Here is a 14,354-nt window from a genome sequence, read left to right as displayed (position 1 = left end):
CGCGGTGTCAGGCGTGCGCCATCCATTGGCGCACCAGCGCCTGCAACGCGGTGCGCTGGGCTTCCACGTCGTCCACGCCGGCGAAAGTCCAGGTCGCGCGGTCGGCGCCCAGCCATGCGAGCAGCTGCCGCGGATCGGCGATCGCGCCCGCGGGCATCGCCTGCTTGCCCGCGCCCAGGTGCAGCACCAGCATCATGCGGTCCGGCCGGCGCAGCTGCATCGTCGCGAAATGGCGGCCCTCCACGTGGAAGCTCGGTGCGTTCCACTTGATGCTTTCGCCGATGCGCGGATCCGTCGCCAGGATCGTCGTGCGCAGCAGGCGGATGGCGGCGTCCTGCGCATGCGCGAGGGTGGCCAGGAAAGCCTCGACATCGTCGCGCGCTGCCTGTGTCCCCATGGTGTCGTGCACTCCGCCTGTCGACTGATCGCGAACGGTAGCGTGGGCAGGCGCCGCCGGCCAGCGCACGGAGCGTCCGACCGGCGGTCGCGCCTGCGCGGCGCAGGTTGATCGGAATCAACGCAGCCGTCGCAGGGGCGGCGTACGTTGGCGACTCCTCACGCCACGCCAGGAGCACGCCATGGACCGCACCATGAAAGCCGCCGTCGTCAGGCAGTTCGGCGCCCCGCTGGTCATCGAGGATGTCGCGGTGTCGCGCCCCGCCGCCGGCGAACTGCTGGTCAAGATCGAGGCCTGCGGCGTCTGCCACACCGACCTGCACGCCGCCGAAGGCGACTGGCCGGTGAAGCCCAATCCGCCGTTCATTCCCGGGCACGAGGGCGTCGGCCACGTCGTCGCGGTGGGCAATGGCGTGACCCACGTGAAGGAAGGCGACCGCGTCGGCATTCCGTGGCTGTACTCCGCATGCGGCTACTGCGCGCACTGCCTCGGCGGGTGGGAGACGCTGTGCGAAACCCAGCGGAACACCGGCTATTCGGTCAACGGCGGTTTCGCCGAGTACGCGCTGGCCGACGCGGGCTACGTCGGCCACCTGCCGGCGGGCATAGGTTTCGTGGAGATCGCGCCCATCCTGTGCGCCGGCGTGACCGTCTACAAGGGCTTGAAGGTCACCGATACCCGACCCGGCGACTGGGTGGTGATCTCCGGCATCGGCGGGCTGGGCCACCTGGCCGTGCAGTATGCGAAGGCGATGGGCCTGAACGTGGCGGCCGTCGACGTGGACGACGCCAAGCTGGACCTGGCGCGCCGCCTGGGCGCGACGGTCACCGTCAACGCCGCCACCGACGACCCGGCCGCGTATCTGAAGAAGGAAATCGGCGGCGCGCACGGTGCGCTGGTGACGGCGGTATCGCCCAAGGCCTTCGAGCAGGCGATCGGCATGGTGCGCCGGGGCGGCACGGTGTCGCTCAACGGCCTGCCGCCGGGCCAGTTCCCGCTCGACATCTTCGGCATGGTGCTCAACGGCATCACCGTGCGCGGCTCCATCGTCGGCACCCGACTGGACCTGCAGGAGGCGCTCGATTTCGCCGCGATGGGCAAGGTCGCCGCGACCGTGGCGACCGACCGCCTGGAGAACATCAACGACGTGTTCGCGCGCATGCACGCCGGTACGATCGAGGGGCGCGTGGTGCTGGATTTCTCTGCCTGATCGCGCGACTCAGTCCGCGCTCGCCGCCGGCCGCGCCTCGTCTCCGCGCGCTGCGGCGAGCCGTGACTGCGCATCCCGCGCCGGGAGCGGCATCACCCGCAGTCCCCGCTGGCGACACAGATCGAAGGCCGGATACACCGCGCGGCGTCCATTCGCGAACGCCACCTGCAGGTCGTGCACGCAGTCGTCGCTGCGGATCTGGAGGGTGGCCGCATCGCCGCCACCGGCCAGCCGCCCGCCGACGAGCAGTTCGCGCGGCTGGTCCGCGCCGGCCCGCGCCGCGGAGACCGAAACGATGGCATCGTGGGCACGGTTGACGAGGTAGAGGTAGTGGGTGCGCTCACCGGCATGGGCGGCGGCGAACGGGATGGCGGCGGCGAGCAGCACGACGATGGACGCGCGAGGCATGGCGGAATCTCCGGTGATGAGGGCGCCACCGGCAGCGCGGGTCGCGTGCGGGGCGAGCGCATCTCGCGCCCGCTGCGGGAAGGCGGCAACGGATCCGGGACGAATCGTCGTGCGGCCGTGACGAATCGTCGTGGGCAGCGATCGCGGCTTTCCGTCGCCGGCGCGGCCGCCTAGGATGCGTTCGCACAGGAGGCCCCCATGAAGATCCGTCTGGGCAGCACCGAGATCGGCCTGTTCCGCTACCTGGGGCTGTGGACCGCGATCGCACTGCTGTTCACCTTGCAGAACACGCTCAACAACGGCCTGCAGCGCCCCAGCTGGCCGTTGTCGGACCTCATCCGGTGGTCGTTGATCCAGTGGTACAGCTGGGCGGCCCTCGCGCCGCTCGTGTTCCGCCTGGCCGAGCGCTATCCGGTACGCGGCACGTTGCGCTTCCGCGGGTTGGCGCAGCAGCTCGTGGCGAGCCTGTGCACGACGTTCCTCGCGATGGTGCTCGGCGCCCTGGTCTCGACGCTGTTCGAACCCAGCGGCTTCTTCGAGCAGCTCGGCTACTTCCTGGAGCAGCACTTCGCCATCGGCGTGCTGACCTACTGGACGCTGTTCGCCATCCAGCAGGCCATCCAGTTCCACGCCGAGAAGGCGCGACGCGAACTGGAGGCCAGCCGGCTGGCCACCGAACTGGCCCAGTCGCGCCTGCAGGTACTGAAGACCCAGCTGCAGCCGCACTTCCTGTTCAACACGCTGCACGCCATCGTCACCCTGCTCGACGAGGACAAGCTGTCGGCCGAGGACATGCTGCTGCGCCTGAGCGAACTGCTGCGCGCGTTCCTGGAGGACTACGACGGCCAGGAGATCCCGCTGCGCCGCGAACTGGAACTGCTCGAGCTGTACCTCGGCATCCAGCGGCGGCGCTTCAAGGACCGCCTGACCACGCGCATCCATGTCGCACCCGATGTGATGGATGCCGCGGTGCCGAGCCTGGTGCTGCAGCCGATCGTGGAGAACGCGATCCGCTACGGCATCGGCCAGCACGTGGGCGAGGACTGCGTGGAGATCGACTGCCGCCGCGAGGGCGACATGCTCTGCATCGACGTGCGCAACTACAACAGCACGCTGGACGAGGGCGGCCAGGCGGGCGGCCACGGCATCGGCCTGTCCAACACGCGACTGCGCATGCGCGAGCTGTATGGGGACCACGCGAGCCTGCGGCTGGACCTGATCGTGCCGCGCGGCGTCGCGTGCCGGTTGCGCCTTCCCTACCGCGACCTCGACGAGGACGCCCTGCCGGAGCACGTGCCCGCATGCGCCTGACCGCGCTGGTGGTGGACGACGAACCGATCGCCCGCCACGCCGTGGCGCGCCTGCTGCGCGACGACGCGGACATCGAGGTGGTGGGCGAATGCGGCGACGGCGTGTCGGCGGTGGCGGCCATCCGCGAGCGCTCGCCCGATCTCGTGTTCCTCGACATCCAGATGCCGGCGATCACCGGCCTGGACGTGGTGGCCACCCTCGGTCCGGCGCGCATGCCGGCGACCATCTTCGTCACCGCCTACGAACAGTTCGCGGTGCGCGCGTTCGAGGCGAATGCCGTCGACTACCTCGTCAAGCCGTTCAGCCGCGAACGCTTCGCCGAAACCCTGCGCCGTGCGAAGCAGCGCCTGGCGATCGGACAGGGCGCCGATGCCGACACCACCGCCCGGATCATGCAGGCGCTGGCATCGCTGCAACAGCGCGATGCCTACCTGGAACGGATCCCGGTGCGCGAGGACGAGCGCGTCGTCCTGGTCGACGTGGACGACGTCGTCTGGATAAAGGCCAGTGGCAACACCGTGCGCCTGCACCTGGCCGACCGCGTGCACGAAGTCCGCGAGACCATGGCCGCGCTGGCGGCACGCCTCGACCCGCGCCGCTTCGCCCGCGTGCACCGCTCGGCCATCATCAACATCCGGCGGGTCAGGGACATCCATCCATGGTTCAACGGCTACCACGTGGTCACGATGGATACCGGCCAGCAACTCCGGATGAGCCGCTACCAGCACGATGCCTTCCTGAAGCTGGCGACCCTGCGGCGCGGGGACTGACGCGGCCTGTGCCGCGCCGCCCTCATTCCGAATCCACGCCCGCCAGCGCCAGCACCCAGCCCGGCACCACCGGCTCGCCTGCGTAGAACTCCTTCGGCCTCTTCTCCGCCATCGCCCAGCGGTGCAGCCAGCTGGGGCCGTAGCGGCCGTTGTAGCCGTCCTCGCCGCGCGCGTAGGCAGGGTCGCGCATCGCCTCGTCCAGCGTCACCACGCGGTAGCCGCGTCGCTGCACGCCGGCCACGAGATCCGCGTAGGCGACGGCGTTGAGCTCGTTGGCGTGCAGCAGCCAGACCTGCGGCAGCGCGTAGCCGAGCAACGCCTGCGACTGCCGTTCGTAGTAGTCGACCTTGTTGAGCATGTAGGGCACATAGCCGCGCCGCAGCCGCTCCAGCGTCGCCGCGCGCACGGGCGTGTCGGGCTGGCCGTCGAGCACGTTGGCGTAGGCGAACGCCCATACCCATTCGCCGTTGTCGACCGTCACCGGTGCGATGCGGTAACCGTGTCCGCCCAGGAACGCGGACAGCGCCGCACGTTCCTCCGGCGTGCGGCCGGCGCGCAGGTACGGGTGCCGGAACCAGCGCGGGGCCTGGCCGCGTTCCGCCAACAGCGGGCGCAGCACGCGTTCGCCGCGCAGGATGTCCTGCTGGAACGCTGGCAGACCGACCGCATGCAGATCGAGATGGCCATGGGTGTGGTTGCCCAGCCCGAAGCCCGCATCCCGCCAGTCGCGCAGCATCGCCACGCGCTCGGGCCGCACCTGTCCATCGACTTCCAGCTTGCCCTCGTTGACGAAGCCGACCACCGGCACGCCGGCCTGCTCCAGTTGCGCCATGAGCTGCGCGTGGCGTCCTGCGAGCGCGTCCGGCGGCATCTTGTCCATGCGCTGCCACGGCAGGTCATCGATGGTGATGGCGATGCGGCGATCCGGCTCGATGGCATGCGCACTCAACGCCCATGCGGACAACAACAGTACTTGCAGGAGGAAGCGCACGCGCAGTCCGGGACAGGGGGCGGAGCGGCGAGCTTATCGTCCGGCATGGCCCGGCCGCCAGCCGACTCATGACGTGCTGTGGGGCGCAGCGCGCAGTCGCGCTTCGATGGCCGCGTGCAGGCCGGGAACGTCCGGTACGCGGATGCCGAATGCCTCCTGCAACACCGTGATCACCGCCTCGGCATTGGGCAGGCTGCGCCGCTCGCTGGCATGACCGGGGCGATGCAGCGCGACGCTGCCGTCGTTGAGCGTCCGGCGCCAGCCCGGCCCGGTGAGGGCGGCGCGCAACTGGCCCACGAACGGCGAGTCCGGATGCGTGCTGACGTACCAGTTGCCGACGATGTGATCGATGTCGGCCTGCGGCTGCAGGTCGAACACGTACAGCGCCCGCCACTCGCCCGCCACCCTCGAGCACAGCGTATAAACGCCATCGCGCCGGGTGATGCGGTAAGGCTCGTGCGGCGTGGCCTGCACGTCTTCGGTATCCAGTCGCAGTGGTGCGGTGGGCACCATGCCGCCGAAGCCGACATCGACGATGTAACGCTGCCCCTCCACAGTGGCCAGTACCAGCAGGTGCGTGCGCGCGGTGGGTTCGTCCTCCGGTCCTCCCATCACCACGCGCGCCGTCAGGCCGCGCGCATCGAAGTGCAGCTGCCGGAGCAGCGCCAGGAAAACGCGATTGAGTTCGTAGCAGTAGCCGCCGCGCCCCGCATGCAGCAGCTTGTGCTGGATGGCTGGCAAATCGATCGGCACGGGCGCGCGCAGCAGGGTGGACAGGGTTTCGAACGGAAACGTGGCGGTATGCCGCAGCTGCAGCGCGCGCAAGGTGTCCAGAGTGGGCGGCGGCGGTCGGTCGTGACCCAGACGTTGCAGGTACAGCGCGATGTCGGCGAGCGTGTCGGCCACGGAAGACTCCCTGGTTGGGCGGGCCATCACGGTAGGACCTCAAGCGCGATTGAGGTCAAGACGCCTCGCAGGGCGCTTGCTCCACCGCCTCCCTCGCCGACCCTTCCCATACCTTCATGCCGCGTGATGATGTCGTGTCCTGCCGATGCGGCATCATGCGTAGGTAGAGATCACCCACCCCCAGGATCATCCGATGCGTGCATGGCTGTTGCTGCCCCTGTTGCTGCTGACCTCCGGTGCCGCGTACGCGGCCGATGCCTGTCCGCAGTTGTCGCAACAGACGCCGACGGATGTCGCCACCCGCATCGCCGCAGTCGCCTGCCGCGAGCACCTGATGTGGTACCGCCCCTTCATCGACCGCGAGGGCAAGCTGGCGAACGCACCGATGACCGAGGCGGAGTCGTCGCTGTTGTCGCTCGGCGACGACCGCGCCTGGCAGCGCGTCGCGCGCTACTGGCGCGACAGCGGGCTGCTCGCCGCCATCGGTCACCGTCGCGGCGCGACCGAGTGCCTGTACGCCTCGTCGACGGGCCCTCAGGCCGAGGCCTGCCGCGGCTTCGTGGTGGACACGCCATGGTCGGCCGCCTTCATCTCGTGGGTGATGCGTGAGGCCCGGGTGCCCGGCTTCCGCGGTTCCAGCCGCCACTTCACCTATGTGCAGGCGGCGTTCCAGAACCCGTCGACCAACGCCTTCGACGTCATCGACGTGGCGAAGGCCAAGCCGGTGGTCGGCGACCTGATCTGCTACGTGCGCCAGTCCGGCCGCCTGTTCGGCCACGAAGGGCTGGTGCCGTTGCTGCGCAGCGGCAGTTCGCTGGACATGCATTGCGACATCGTGGTGGCGGTGAACCCGAACAACGACAGCACCGCGTACGCCATCGGCGGCAACGTGCAGCAGAGCGTGACGATGCGGATGCTGCCGCTCAACCGCAGCGGCGAGTTCTGGGGCGGGCTGCCGCTCCGCATCGGCGACGGCACGCTGTGCGCGCCCGACAACGAAGCGGCCTGCAACATGAACCGCCAGGACTGGGCGGCGATCCTGCGACTGAAGTCACCGGAGCAGCTGGCGAGACTTCCCGGCGCCCTGCCCCCGGTGCAGGACGCGCCAGGCGTCGAAGCGACCGAGAAGGCGGAATGCTGCATTCACTGCGTCGTCGGGTCCGGCGTGCCAAGGTGCCCCGCGGACGCCACCCCACCCCCCACCCCGGATACGCAATGATGATCCCGTCCCGCCTCCCTGCCGTACGCCTGGCGCCCCTCGCCGCCGCCCTGATGCTGGCCGCCTGCGCCACCCCGCCTCCGGCCGCCAGCCCGACGCTGGCCGCGGGCCAGCAGGCCACGGTCGATGGCACGGTCGTCAGCGTCGACACCACGCCCTGGACCTACGATGGCAGCGCCGTGGTGAAGATCGCCGCCCCCAACGGGCAGGTCGACGTGCATCTGCCCGCCCGCTGGAACCTCTGCAAGGCGCCGCCGCCGGAGGACGTACAGGGGCTGAAGGCCGGCGACCGCGTGCGGGCCACCGGCACCGTCACCGACGACGGCGCGCTGGTGGTCTGCGAGCAAGCCGAACACGGCCTGCGCAGGACACCCTGAGCGATCACGCCCGGCCCCCGTGACCGCGGCTGCCGACGCGATCGGCGCACGGCACCGCAAGGGACGTGCGGCAGGTCGGGATGGTGCAGCGCAGCTCGCATGTAACCGTTTTCATGGCTAGTGTCCGGCGCTCGCGGGGTGGCCCGCGTTGCCTGGAACCGCCTGATGATCCCCACGCCGACGCGCCGCCTGCTGTGCGCCACCACCACTGCCTGCTCCCTGGCGATCGGGTTGGGTGTGAGCCCCGCCGCCCGTTCGGCCGACGCCCTGCCCCCGCGCACTGAGTGGAAGGCGACGAGCTCGGCCAGCACCACGGTAGAGATGGCGCCGGCCAAGGGCATCGATGGCGACCCGGCGACCAAGTGGGGCGGCGCGTTCTCGCCCGGCCACTGGTACCAGGTGGATTTCGGCAAGCGCGTCTCCGTCGGCGCGGTGGAACTGCATTGGGAATGGGGCGGCGCGCGCGCGTACTCGATCCAGGCGTCCGACGACGGCGAACATTGGCGCACCGCGTTCGAGACGCGCGATGGCGTGGGCGGCATCGAATACGACGTATTCCCCGCCGTGCCGGCGCGCTACCTGCGCCTGACCGCGCCGGACCGCTCGGCGGACTGGGGCGTGTCGGTATTCGAATTCCAGCCGTATGCGGGCGACGAGACGCCGCGCATCACCGGCGTGAGCGGCGACCCCGCCGCGCTGTGGTCCGATGCCGGCGAGGCGCATGCGATGACCGCGAAGCCCGCGGCCGACGGCATGCGGCAGCTTCAGATCGACCTGCCCAGGCCGCTGTCCGTGGCCGGCCTGGAAGTGGCGTGGAAGGACACGCCGCGCGCGGCGAAGCTGGAAGGCCGCGAGGCAGGCTCGGACCGCTGGATCGTGCTGGCGGAAGATCCCAATGCCTACGGCAGCACCGCCTTCCTCGCCGACAGCCAGGCCCGCACGCTGTCCGCCTTGCGCTTGAGCGTGCGCGGCCAGGGCACGCAGGCGCCCACGCTGCAGCGCCTGCGCCTGATCGGGCCGAAGCGGGTGATGACGGCGATGAAGCGCTACGAACTCGCGGCCTCGCGCGAGCACCGTGCGCTGTTCCCGTCGTCGCTGCACCAGCAGCAGGTGTACTGGACGGCGGTCGGCATCCCCGCCGGCCGGCAGAAGTCGGTGCTCGACGAATTCGGCCATGTCGAAGCCTTCAAGGGTGCGCCGTTGGTGCAGCCGGTGTGGCGCGACGCCAGCGGTCGTGCGAGCGCAGCGAACGCCGATACATCCATCACCCATGCGTTGCGCGACGGCTGGATGCCGATGCCGACCGTGCAGTGGTCGCCACAGCCCGGCCTGGAACTGACGACGGCGGCGATCGCGCTCGAGCAGCGCGGCGCGCCGGTCACGCTGGTGCGCTATCGCCTGCGCAACACCGGCACCACGCCGGTCGCCGGCAGCTTCAACCTGCTGATGCGGCCGATGCAGGTCAGCCCGCCGTGGCAAAACGGCGGACCCTCGCCGATCCGCGACATCACCGTCGGCAGCGGCGATGCGGCGCAGGTGGCTGTGAACGGGCGCACGCTATTCCAGTCGCTGACGCCGGTGACGCGCGCGTCCGCGTCGGCCTTCGGTGCGCATGGCGAAGGCGAGATCACCGGCTTGCTGATGGCCAACGCGTTGCCCGATGCGCAGCAGGCGCACGACGACACGGGCCTGGCGGCCGGTCAGCTCGGCTACGACGTGGCACTGGCGCCGGGCGCGACGCAGGACATCGTCATCGCGTTCGCCCTCGGTGATGCGCGCATCGATCCCGCCAAGCCGCTACCGGTCGCGCCGGCGATCGACATGACGGGACTCACGGTCGAAGGCGCCTTCGACACGCTCGCCGACCAGGTCGCCGCGCAGTGGCAGAAGCGCCTGGGCCGCATCGGCCTGTCGCTGCCGGACGCGTCGTTGGTCGACATGCTGCGCGCGCAGGCGGCGTACATGCTGATCAACCAGAGCGGCCACGCCATGCAACCGGGGCCGCGCAACTACAACCGCTCCTTCATCCGCGACGGCGCCGCCACCGCCGCCACGCTGGTGCGCATGGGCATGCCGAAGACGGCGCGCGACTACCTGCAGTGGTACGCGGGACACGCGGTGCACGAGAACGGCCTGGTGTCGCCGATCCTCAACGACGACGGCTCGGTCAACACGGGGTTCGGCTCCGACATCGAGTACGACAGCCAAGGACAGTTCATCTGGCTGGTGGCCGAACTCGCGCGCCTCGATGGCGGTGCGCGCAGCGTGCGCGACTACCAGGACAAGGTGACGCGCGCGATGAAGTTCATGCAGGAACTGCGCGAACGCACGATGGTGCCCGGCTATCTCGCCGACCAGCCGTCGCCGGAGCGTTTCCACGGCATCCTCGCGCCGTCGATCAGCCACGAGGGCTATCCCGTGCCCACCCACAGTTACTGGGACGACTACTGGGCGCTGAAGGGCTGGCACGACGGCGCCTGGCTGGCAGAACAGTGGGGCGATGCGAAGACTGCCGCCTGGGCGCGCGAACAGTATGCGGCGCTGCGCGCATCGATGGCCGCCTCGATTCGCGCGACGATGAAATGGAAGGGCATCGACACCATCCCCGCCGACGCCGACATGGGTGGCAGCGATCCGACCAGCCTGTCGATCGGCCTGGACCCGGCCGGCCAGCAGGACGTAATGCCGGCCGACGCGCTGAAGACCACGTTCGACCGTTATCTGGACGACGTGCGCAAGCGCGACGTGCCCGGTGCGCTGTACGCGTACACGCCGTACGAGATCCGCAACGTGCTGACGTACGTGCACCTCAACCGGCCGCAAGAAGCGAACGAACTGCTGATGCGCTTCCTGGGCCATCGTCGTCCGGCACCGTGGCAGGTGCTGGCGGAAGTGGTGTACTCGGATGCGCGCCACGCGATCTACCTTGGCGACATGCCGCACACGTGGATCGGCTCGGAATACGCGCGCTCGATCTTCGGCATGCTGATGCACGAAGGCGACGACGCGCTGTCGCTGCTGCCCGGCACGCCACCGGCATGGGTCGCCGGCGACGGCCTGCGCGTGGACGGCCTGCCGACGGCTTACGGCACGCTGGCCATGACTGCCCGCCAACAAGGCCAGACCCTGCGTGTGACGCTCGGCCCGGGCCTGCGCAAGGACACCGCGTTGAAGGTCAGTTGGCCGAATCGCACGAAGCCGTCGCGGGTCACCGTGGATGGCAAGGTGGTGACGGATTTCGATGACCAGGGCGTGCGCGTGGCCCGGCCATTCAAGGCACTCACTGCGACCTGGTGAGCACCGGCGATCCACTCGAGCGGCGCGTTCTCGGCACCAGCATCGGCACGCGCCGGCGATAGTCTTCGTATTCCGGCAGCGCGGCGACGAGGTCGCGCTCTTCCCAGCGGATCGCGAGCAGGATGTAGACCGTGGTCATCACCGCGAAGAGCAGGTGCGTCATGGTCATCGTCGGCGTGGCCCAGAACGTCAGCAGCCAGGCGACATACAACGGATGGCGCACCCAGCGGTAGACGGTGGGCGTGCGGAAAGGCAGGTGCGTGTAGGGCCGGCCGATGAACTGCAGCCACACCTGGCGCAAGCCGAACAGGTCGAAGTGGTTGAGCAGGAACGTCGTGTACAGCAGCAGCGCCCAGCCGAACGCGTAGACGGCGTACAGGACGGCGCGCGCCGTCGGGTCCTGCACCTCCCACACCGTGCCGCCCAGCGGACTCCACAGCCAGAACAGCAGGATCAGCGCGAGGCTGGACATCAGCGTGTAGGTGCTACGTTCCGCGGACTCGGGAATCAACCGCGTCCATGCGCGCTTGAAGGCGGGTCGCGCCATCACGCTGTGCTGCACGACGAACAGGGCCAGCAGTCCCAGGTCGATCAGTAGCGCGGTGGCGAAGGGCGCCGTCGGTGCGGCGTCCATGCCCTTCGGCACCCACAGGTTGCCGATGAAGCCGATGGCGTAAAGGAACGTAGCGAAGAACACGGCGTAGCAGACCACGCCGTAGAGCAGGATCAGGGTGCGTTTCATCATGACCTCACGGGGTGCGCGGCACGGCCGGGGGACCGTGGAAGGCGCTGGAAGGGGATGCGCCATCGTCCGCCCTGCACCACCTCGCCGGCAGGGGAGCAATGTCCCGACGTGTGGCCCCGCGCACGTACCTCAGGGGAGCAATGTCCCGGCTACACTGCGGACCGGCTCCCCATCGGGATGGCTGCATGCAGCAGACGATCCGCTACCTGACCACCGGCGATGGCGCGCGCCTGGCCTGGGCGTCGCTGGGCAACGGGCCGGTGCTGGTCAAGGCGGCCAACTGGCTGAGTCACCTGGAATACGACCTGGAAAGCCCGATCTGGCGCCACTGGTCGCGGTTCTTCGGCGAACACTACCGACTGCTTCGCTATGACGAACGCGGCTGCGGGATGAGTGGCGGCGATGCGCGTGGCCTCACGCTCGACCACTGGCTCGGCGACCTGGAGGCGGTGGTGGAGGCCGCGGACCTGCGCGAACCGTTCGCGTTGATGGGCATCTCGCAGGGCGCGGCGGCCTGCGTGGCCTATGCGGTGAAGCATCCGCAACGCGTGTCCAAGCTGCTGCTGTACGGCGCGTACGCGCGCGGCCCTTACGAACGCGACGACGATGAAGCGGCACGGCTGTATCGCGCCATCATCGACATCGCGCGCGTCGGCTGGACGGACCAGAACCCGGTGTTCCGCCAGGTCTTCACCTCGCGCTTCATTCCCGAGGCCACCGAGGCGCAGGTGCGCTGGTTCAACGAACTGGCGCGCATCACCACCACGGCCGAGGCAGCCGGCGCGCTGCTGGAAGCGCGTGCGCACCTCAACGTCACCAGTTTGCTCAGCCAAGTCACCGCACCGACCCTGGTGTTGCATGCGCGACAGGATTGCGTGGTGCCGCTGGAGGAGGGCCGGTTGCTCGCCGCCGGCATTCCCGGTGCACGCTTCATCGAGCTGGACTCGCGCAACCACGTACTGCTGGAACACGAACCGGCATGGGAGCGCTTCCGCCAGGAGGCGCTCGCATTCCTGGGCGGCGCGCCACGTGGCGAGGAGCACTTGAATGTCCTGACCGCGCGCGAACGCGAGATCGTCGCGGCGCTGGTCTCCGGCAAGACCAATGCGCAGATCGCCGCGTCGCTCTTCATCAGCGACAAGACCGTGCGCAACACGCTCACCCGCATTTACGAAAAGCTGGGCGTGCAGTCGCGGACGCAGGCGATGGCGTTGTTGCGCGGGGCGGAGACGGGCTGAGGGGGAGGAACCGCGTCATCCCGCTATCACCCACCGCCCATTGTCCTGCAGCACCACTTCGAAGCGCGCCCACTGCCGGAACTCGTCGGGGCTGCTCGTCCCCGTGCTGCCCGTCTGTTCACCTGCGACGACGTGGTACTGCAGCGCCGGACCTTCGCCTTCCAACACATGCCGCACGCTCCAGAGGCGGCCGAGTTTGCCGTTGCTGTAGAAGCGACCACGCAGGATCGCGTCGGGGTGGGTGATGTTGCGTTCGGCGTGCTGCTTGGCGAGTTCCAGCAGTTCGGTGAGGTTCTCGGTGGTGATGTCGACGTAGGAGTTGAGTTGCTCCATCGCCGCGGAGAAATCTTCCTGGGTCAGTTCGAACTGGCGCTGCGCGGGCTGGGTGATGCGCGAGGCCTGGCGACGGCGGTGTAGATGGGCCGGGTAGCGGCGCCACGGGAACAGCGCGTTGAAGGCGATGGCCATGGCCAGGATGGCCACGACGTTGATGAGTATCGGCATCAGCAAGTAGCTGTAGCCCAGGGCATGCACATCGGGGCCGCCGATCACCGCGGCGAGGGCGGTGGCACCGCCAGGCGGATGGATGCAGCGCAGGTAGTACATGCCCAGCACCGCCAGGCCCACGGCGAGGGCGGCGGTCCAGGCGTGGCCGGGGAACAGTTTCTGGCAGCTCACGCCGATGAAGGCGGACAGCAGGTGCCCGCCCACCACGGCCCACGGCTGCGACAGCGCGCCCTGCGGCACGGCGAACAGCAGCACGGCAGACGCACCCATCGAAGTGACCATCAGCGCGCCGCCGCCCGCGGACGCGGCGTCGCTCGGGAAGGTCCAGCGGGTCAGTCCGTACACCGCCAGGATGCCCAGCAACGCGCCGATGCCCGATATCCACTTCTCGCCATGGCGAGTGGTGTTGCGCTCAATGCCCAGCAGCAGGCGCAACTCGGTCAGGCGGGACTGGGGGCTCATAAGCGGCAGCGAGAGGGCGAGCGCCGCAGTCTATGCGAAGGACGCGCCGCACGTAGGGCGGGCCCCGGCCCGCCATGCCCACACGTCAGCCGCGCGGACCCAGCAAGCCGATCCGCCGGAACCACATCTCCAGTGGCACGGTCACCAGCGGCGGCACCGCGGCGACCAACGCCAGCAACGCCGCCCACCACGGCCAGCGCAACCGCAACGCGGACAGCGCGGTGACCACGACATAGAACAGGAACGCACCGCCATGCAGCGGCCCGAAGATCTTCACGCCGAGGTCGTTCCCGATGGCGCTGTACTTGAACGCCATGCCGATCAGTAGACCGCCCCAGGTGAAGCCTTCAAGAAAGGCGGCGACAGCAAACAGGCGCCCGGCGGGCGCAAGGGGTCGTGACATGCAGGAACTCCAGTGAGGGATGCCGGATGCGATGGCGGCTGCGGCGCTCGCTGGCAACAGCATTCTAGCTTCCAGAATAAGAAGATTCTCGCGACAGAACCCAAGTATTTCCA

At 69.3% G+C, this 14,354-nt stretch carries 14 protein-coding genes; 7 read left to right on the top strand and 7 right to left on the bottom strand.

The features are described 5' to 3' along the window. Positions 1-7: 7 nt before the first annotated feature. On the bottom strand, positions 8-397 hold the full coding sequence (locus Q0907_RS09715) for a DUF1801 domain-containing protein (RefSeq protein WP_299343992.1): 390 nt from the start codon (positions 395-397) through the stop codon (positions 8-10). A 181-nt stretch (positions 398-578) separates the two neighbouring features. Between Q0907_RS09715 and adhP the strand changes: the two genes are divergently transcribed. Next, positions 579-1,607, top strand: coding sequence for an alcohol dehydrogenase AdhP (adhP, locus tag Q0907_RS09710; RefSeq protein ID WP_299343989.1), 1,029 nt, complete (start codon positions 579-581; stop codon positions 1,605-1,607). Between the two features lie 9 nt (positions 1,608-1,616). Here adhP and Q0907_RS09705 read toward each other — a convergent pair whose 3' ends face one another. Beyond that, positions 1,617-2,015 (bottom strand): hypothetical protein, encoded by a 399-nt coding sequence (locus Q0907_RS09705; RefSeq protein ID WP_299343986.1) that lies wholly within the window; start codon positions 2,013-2,015, stop codon positions 1,617-1,619. 198 nt (positions 2,016-2,213) lie between these two features. On the opposite strand from Q0907_RS09705, the gene Q0907_RS09700 reads away from it, so the two are divergent. After that, a complete protein-coding gene (locus Q0907_RS09700; protein WP_296281016.1) occupies positions 2,214-3,326 on the top strand; it encodes a histidine kinase in 1,113 nt (370 codons plus the stop codon). Beyond that, positions 3,317-4,096, top strand: coding sequence for a response regulator transcription factor (locus Q0907_RS09695; protein ID WP_299343983.1), 780 nt, complete (start codon positions 3,317-3,319; stop codon positions 4,094-4,096). Before Q0907_RS09700 ends, Q0907_RS09695 begins: the two co-directional genes overlap by 10 nt. Before the next feature lie 22 nt (positions 4,097-4,118). Here the strand turns inward: Q0907_RS09695 and Q0907_RS09690 are convergent, their stop codons facing one another. Beyond that, on the bottom strand, positions 4,119-5,087 hold the full coding sequence (locus tag Q0907_RS09690) for a polysaccharide deacetylase family protein (RefSeq protein ID WP_299343980.1): 969 nt from the start codon (positions 5,085-5,087) through the stop codon (positions 4,119-4,121). Positions 5,088-5,153: 66 nt separating this feature from the next. After that, the gene (locus tag Q0907_RS09685; protein ID WP_299343977.1) at positions 5,154-5,993 is read right to left on the bottom strand and encodes an arylamine N-acetyltransferase; all 840 of its coding nucleotides are present in this window, start codon (positions 5,991-5,993) and stop codon (positions 5,154-5,156) included. Between the two features lie 193 nt (positions 5,994-6,186). Here Q0907_RS09685 and Q0907_RS09680 point away from each other — a divergent pair, with 193 nt between their 5' ends. From Q0907_RS09680 to Q0907_RS09670, 3 genes are all read left to right on the top strand, one after another. Then, a complete protein-coding gene (locus Q0907_RS09680) occupies positions 6,187-7,212 on the top strand; it encodes a DUF2272 domain-containing protein (RefSeq protein ID WP_299343974.1) in 1,026 nt (341 codons plus the stop codon). After that, positions 7,212-7,589, top strand: coding sequence for a hypothetical protein (locus Q0907_RS09675; protein WP_296281007.1), 378 nt, complete (start codon positions 7,212-7,214; stop codon positions 7,587-7,589). The genes Q0907_RS09680 and Q0907_RS09675 overlap by 1 nt, the downstream gene beginning before the upstream one ends. Positions 7,590-7,754: 165 nt before the next feature. Then, the gene (locus Q0907_RS09670; protein WP_299343972.1) at positions 7,755-10,886 is read left to right on the top strand and encodes a discoidin domain-containing protein; all 3,132 of its coding nucleotides are present in this window, start codon (positions 7,755-7,757) and stop codon (positions 10,884-10,886) included. Here Q0907_RS09670 and mddA read toward each other — a convergent pair. After that, positions 10,870-11,628, bottom strand: coding sequence for a methanethiol S-methyltransferase (gene mddA / locus Q0907_RS09665; protein WP_299343970.1), 759 nt, complete (start codon positions 11,626-11,628; stop codon positions 10,870-10,872). The genes Q0907_RS09670 and mddA overlap by 17 nt on opposite strands. A gap of 188 nt (positions 11,629-11,816) precedes the next feature. On the opposite strand from mddA, the gene Q0907_RS09660 reads away from it, so the two are divergent. Continuing rightward, complete coding sequence (locus tag Q0907_RS09660; protein ID WP_299343967.1) at positions 11,817-12,869, top strand: alpha/beta fold hydrolase; 1,053 nt, start codon at positions 11,817-11,819, stop codon at positions 12,867-12,869. Positions 12,870-12,884: 15 nt separating this feature from the next. On the opposite strand, the gene Q0907_RS09655 is transcribed toward Q0907_RS09660, so the two are convergent. After that, the gene (locus Q0907_RS09655; protein ID WP_299343964.1) at positions 12,885-13,838 is read right to left on the bottom strand and encodes an HPP family protein; all 954 of its coding nucleotides are present in this window, start codon (positions 13,836-13,838) and stop codon (positions 12,885-12,887) included. 85 nt (positions 13,839-13,923) lie between these two features. After that, on the bottom strand, positions 13,924-14,241 hold the full coding sequence (locus tag Q0907_RS09650) for a DUF3817 domain-containing protein (RefSeq protein ID WP_299343961.1): 318 nt from the start codon (positions 14,239-14,241) through the stop codon (positions 13,924-13,926). Positions 14,242-14,354: the final 113 nt, after the last annotated feature.

The sequence above is a fragment of the uncultured Pseudoxanthomonas sp. genome, from assembly GCF_947498795.1.
Classification (GTDB): Bacteria; Pseudomonadota; Gammaproteobacteria; order Xanthomonadales; family Xanthomonadaceae; genus Pseudoxanthomonas_A.
The sequence above is the reverse complement of the archived record's forward strand: the minus strand, read 5'-3'. Positions and strand labels throughout refer to the sequence as shown.

What these genes read in the sequence shown, in the direction of transcription:
- Q0907_RS09715 (WP_299343992.1), bottom strand. Translation starts at nt 397, where the DNA reads ATGGGGACACAGGCAGCGCGCGACGATGTCGAGGCTTTCCTGGCCACC.
- adhP (WP_299343989.1), top strand. Translation starts at nt 579, where the DNA reads ATGGACCGCACCATGAAAGCCGCCGTCGTCAGGCAGTTCGGCGCCCCG.
- Q0907_RS09705 (WP_299343986.1), bottom strand. Translation starts at nt 2,015, where the DNA reads ATGCCTCGCGCGTCCATCGTCGTGCTGCTCGCCGCCGCCATCCCGTTC.
- Q0907_RS09700 (WP_296281016.1), top strand. Translation starts at nt 2,214, where the DNA reads ATGAAGATCCGTCTGGGCAGCACCGAGATCGGCCTGTTCCGCTACCTG.
- Q0907_RS09695 (WP_299343983.1), top strand. Translation starts at nt 3,317, where the DNA reads ATGCGCCTGACCGCGCTGGTGGTGGACGACGAACCGATCGCCCGCCAC.
- Q0907_RS09680 (WP_299343974.1), top strand. Translation starts at nt 6,187, where the DNA reads ATGCGTGCATGGCTGTTGCTGCCCCTGTTGCTGCTGACCTCCGGTGCC.
- Q0907_RS09675 (WP_296281007.1), top strand. Translation starts at nt 7,212, where the DNA reads ATGATCCCGTCCCGCCTCCCTGCCGTACGCCTGGCGCCCCTCGCCGCC.
- Q0907_RS09670 (WP_299343972.1), top strand. Translation starts at nt 7,755, where the DNA reads ATGATCCCCACGCCGACGCGCCGCCTGCTGTGCGCCACCACCACTGCC.
- mddA (WP_299343970.1), bottom strand. Translation starts at nt 11,628, where the DNA reads ATGAAACGCACCCTGATCCTGCTCTACGGCGTGGTCTGCTACGCCGTG.
- Q0907_RS09660 (WP_299343967.1), top strand. Translation starts at nt 11,817, where the DNA reads ATGCAGCAGACGATCCGCTACCTGACCACCGGCGATGGCGCGCGCCTG.
- Q0907_RS09655 (WP_299343964.1), bottom strand. Translation starts at nt 13,838, where the DNA reads ATGAGCCCCCAGTCCCGCCTGACCGAGTTGCGCCTGCTGCTGGGCATT.
- Q0907_RS09650 (WP_299343961.1), bottom strand. Translation starts at nt 14,241, where the DNA reads ATGTCACGACCCCTTGCGCCCGCCGGGCGCCTGTTTGCTGTCGCCGCC.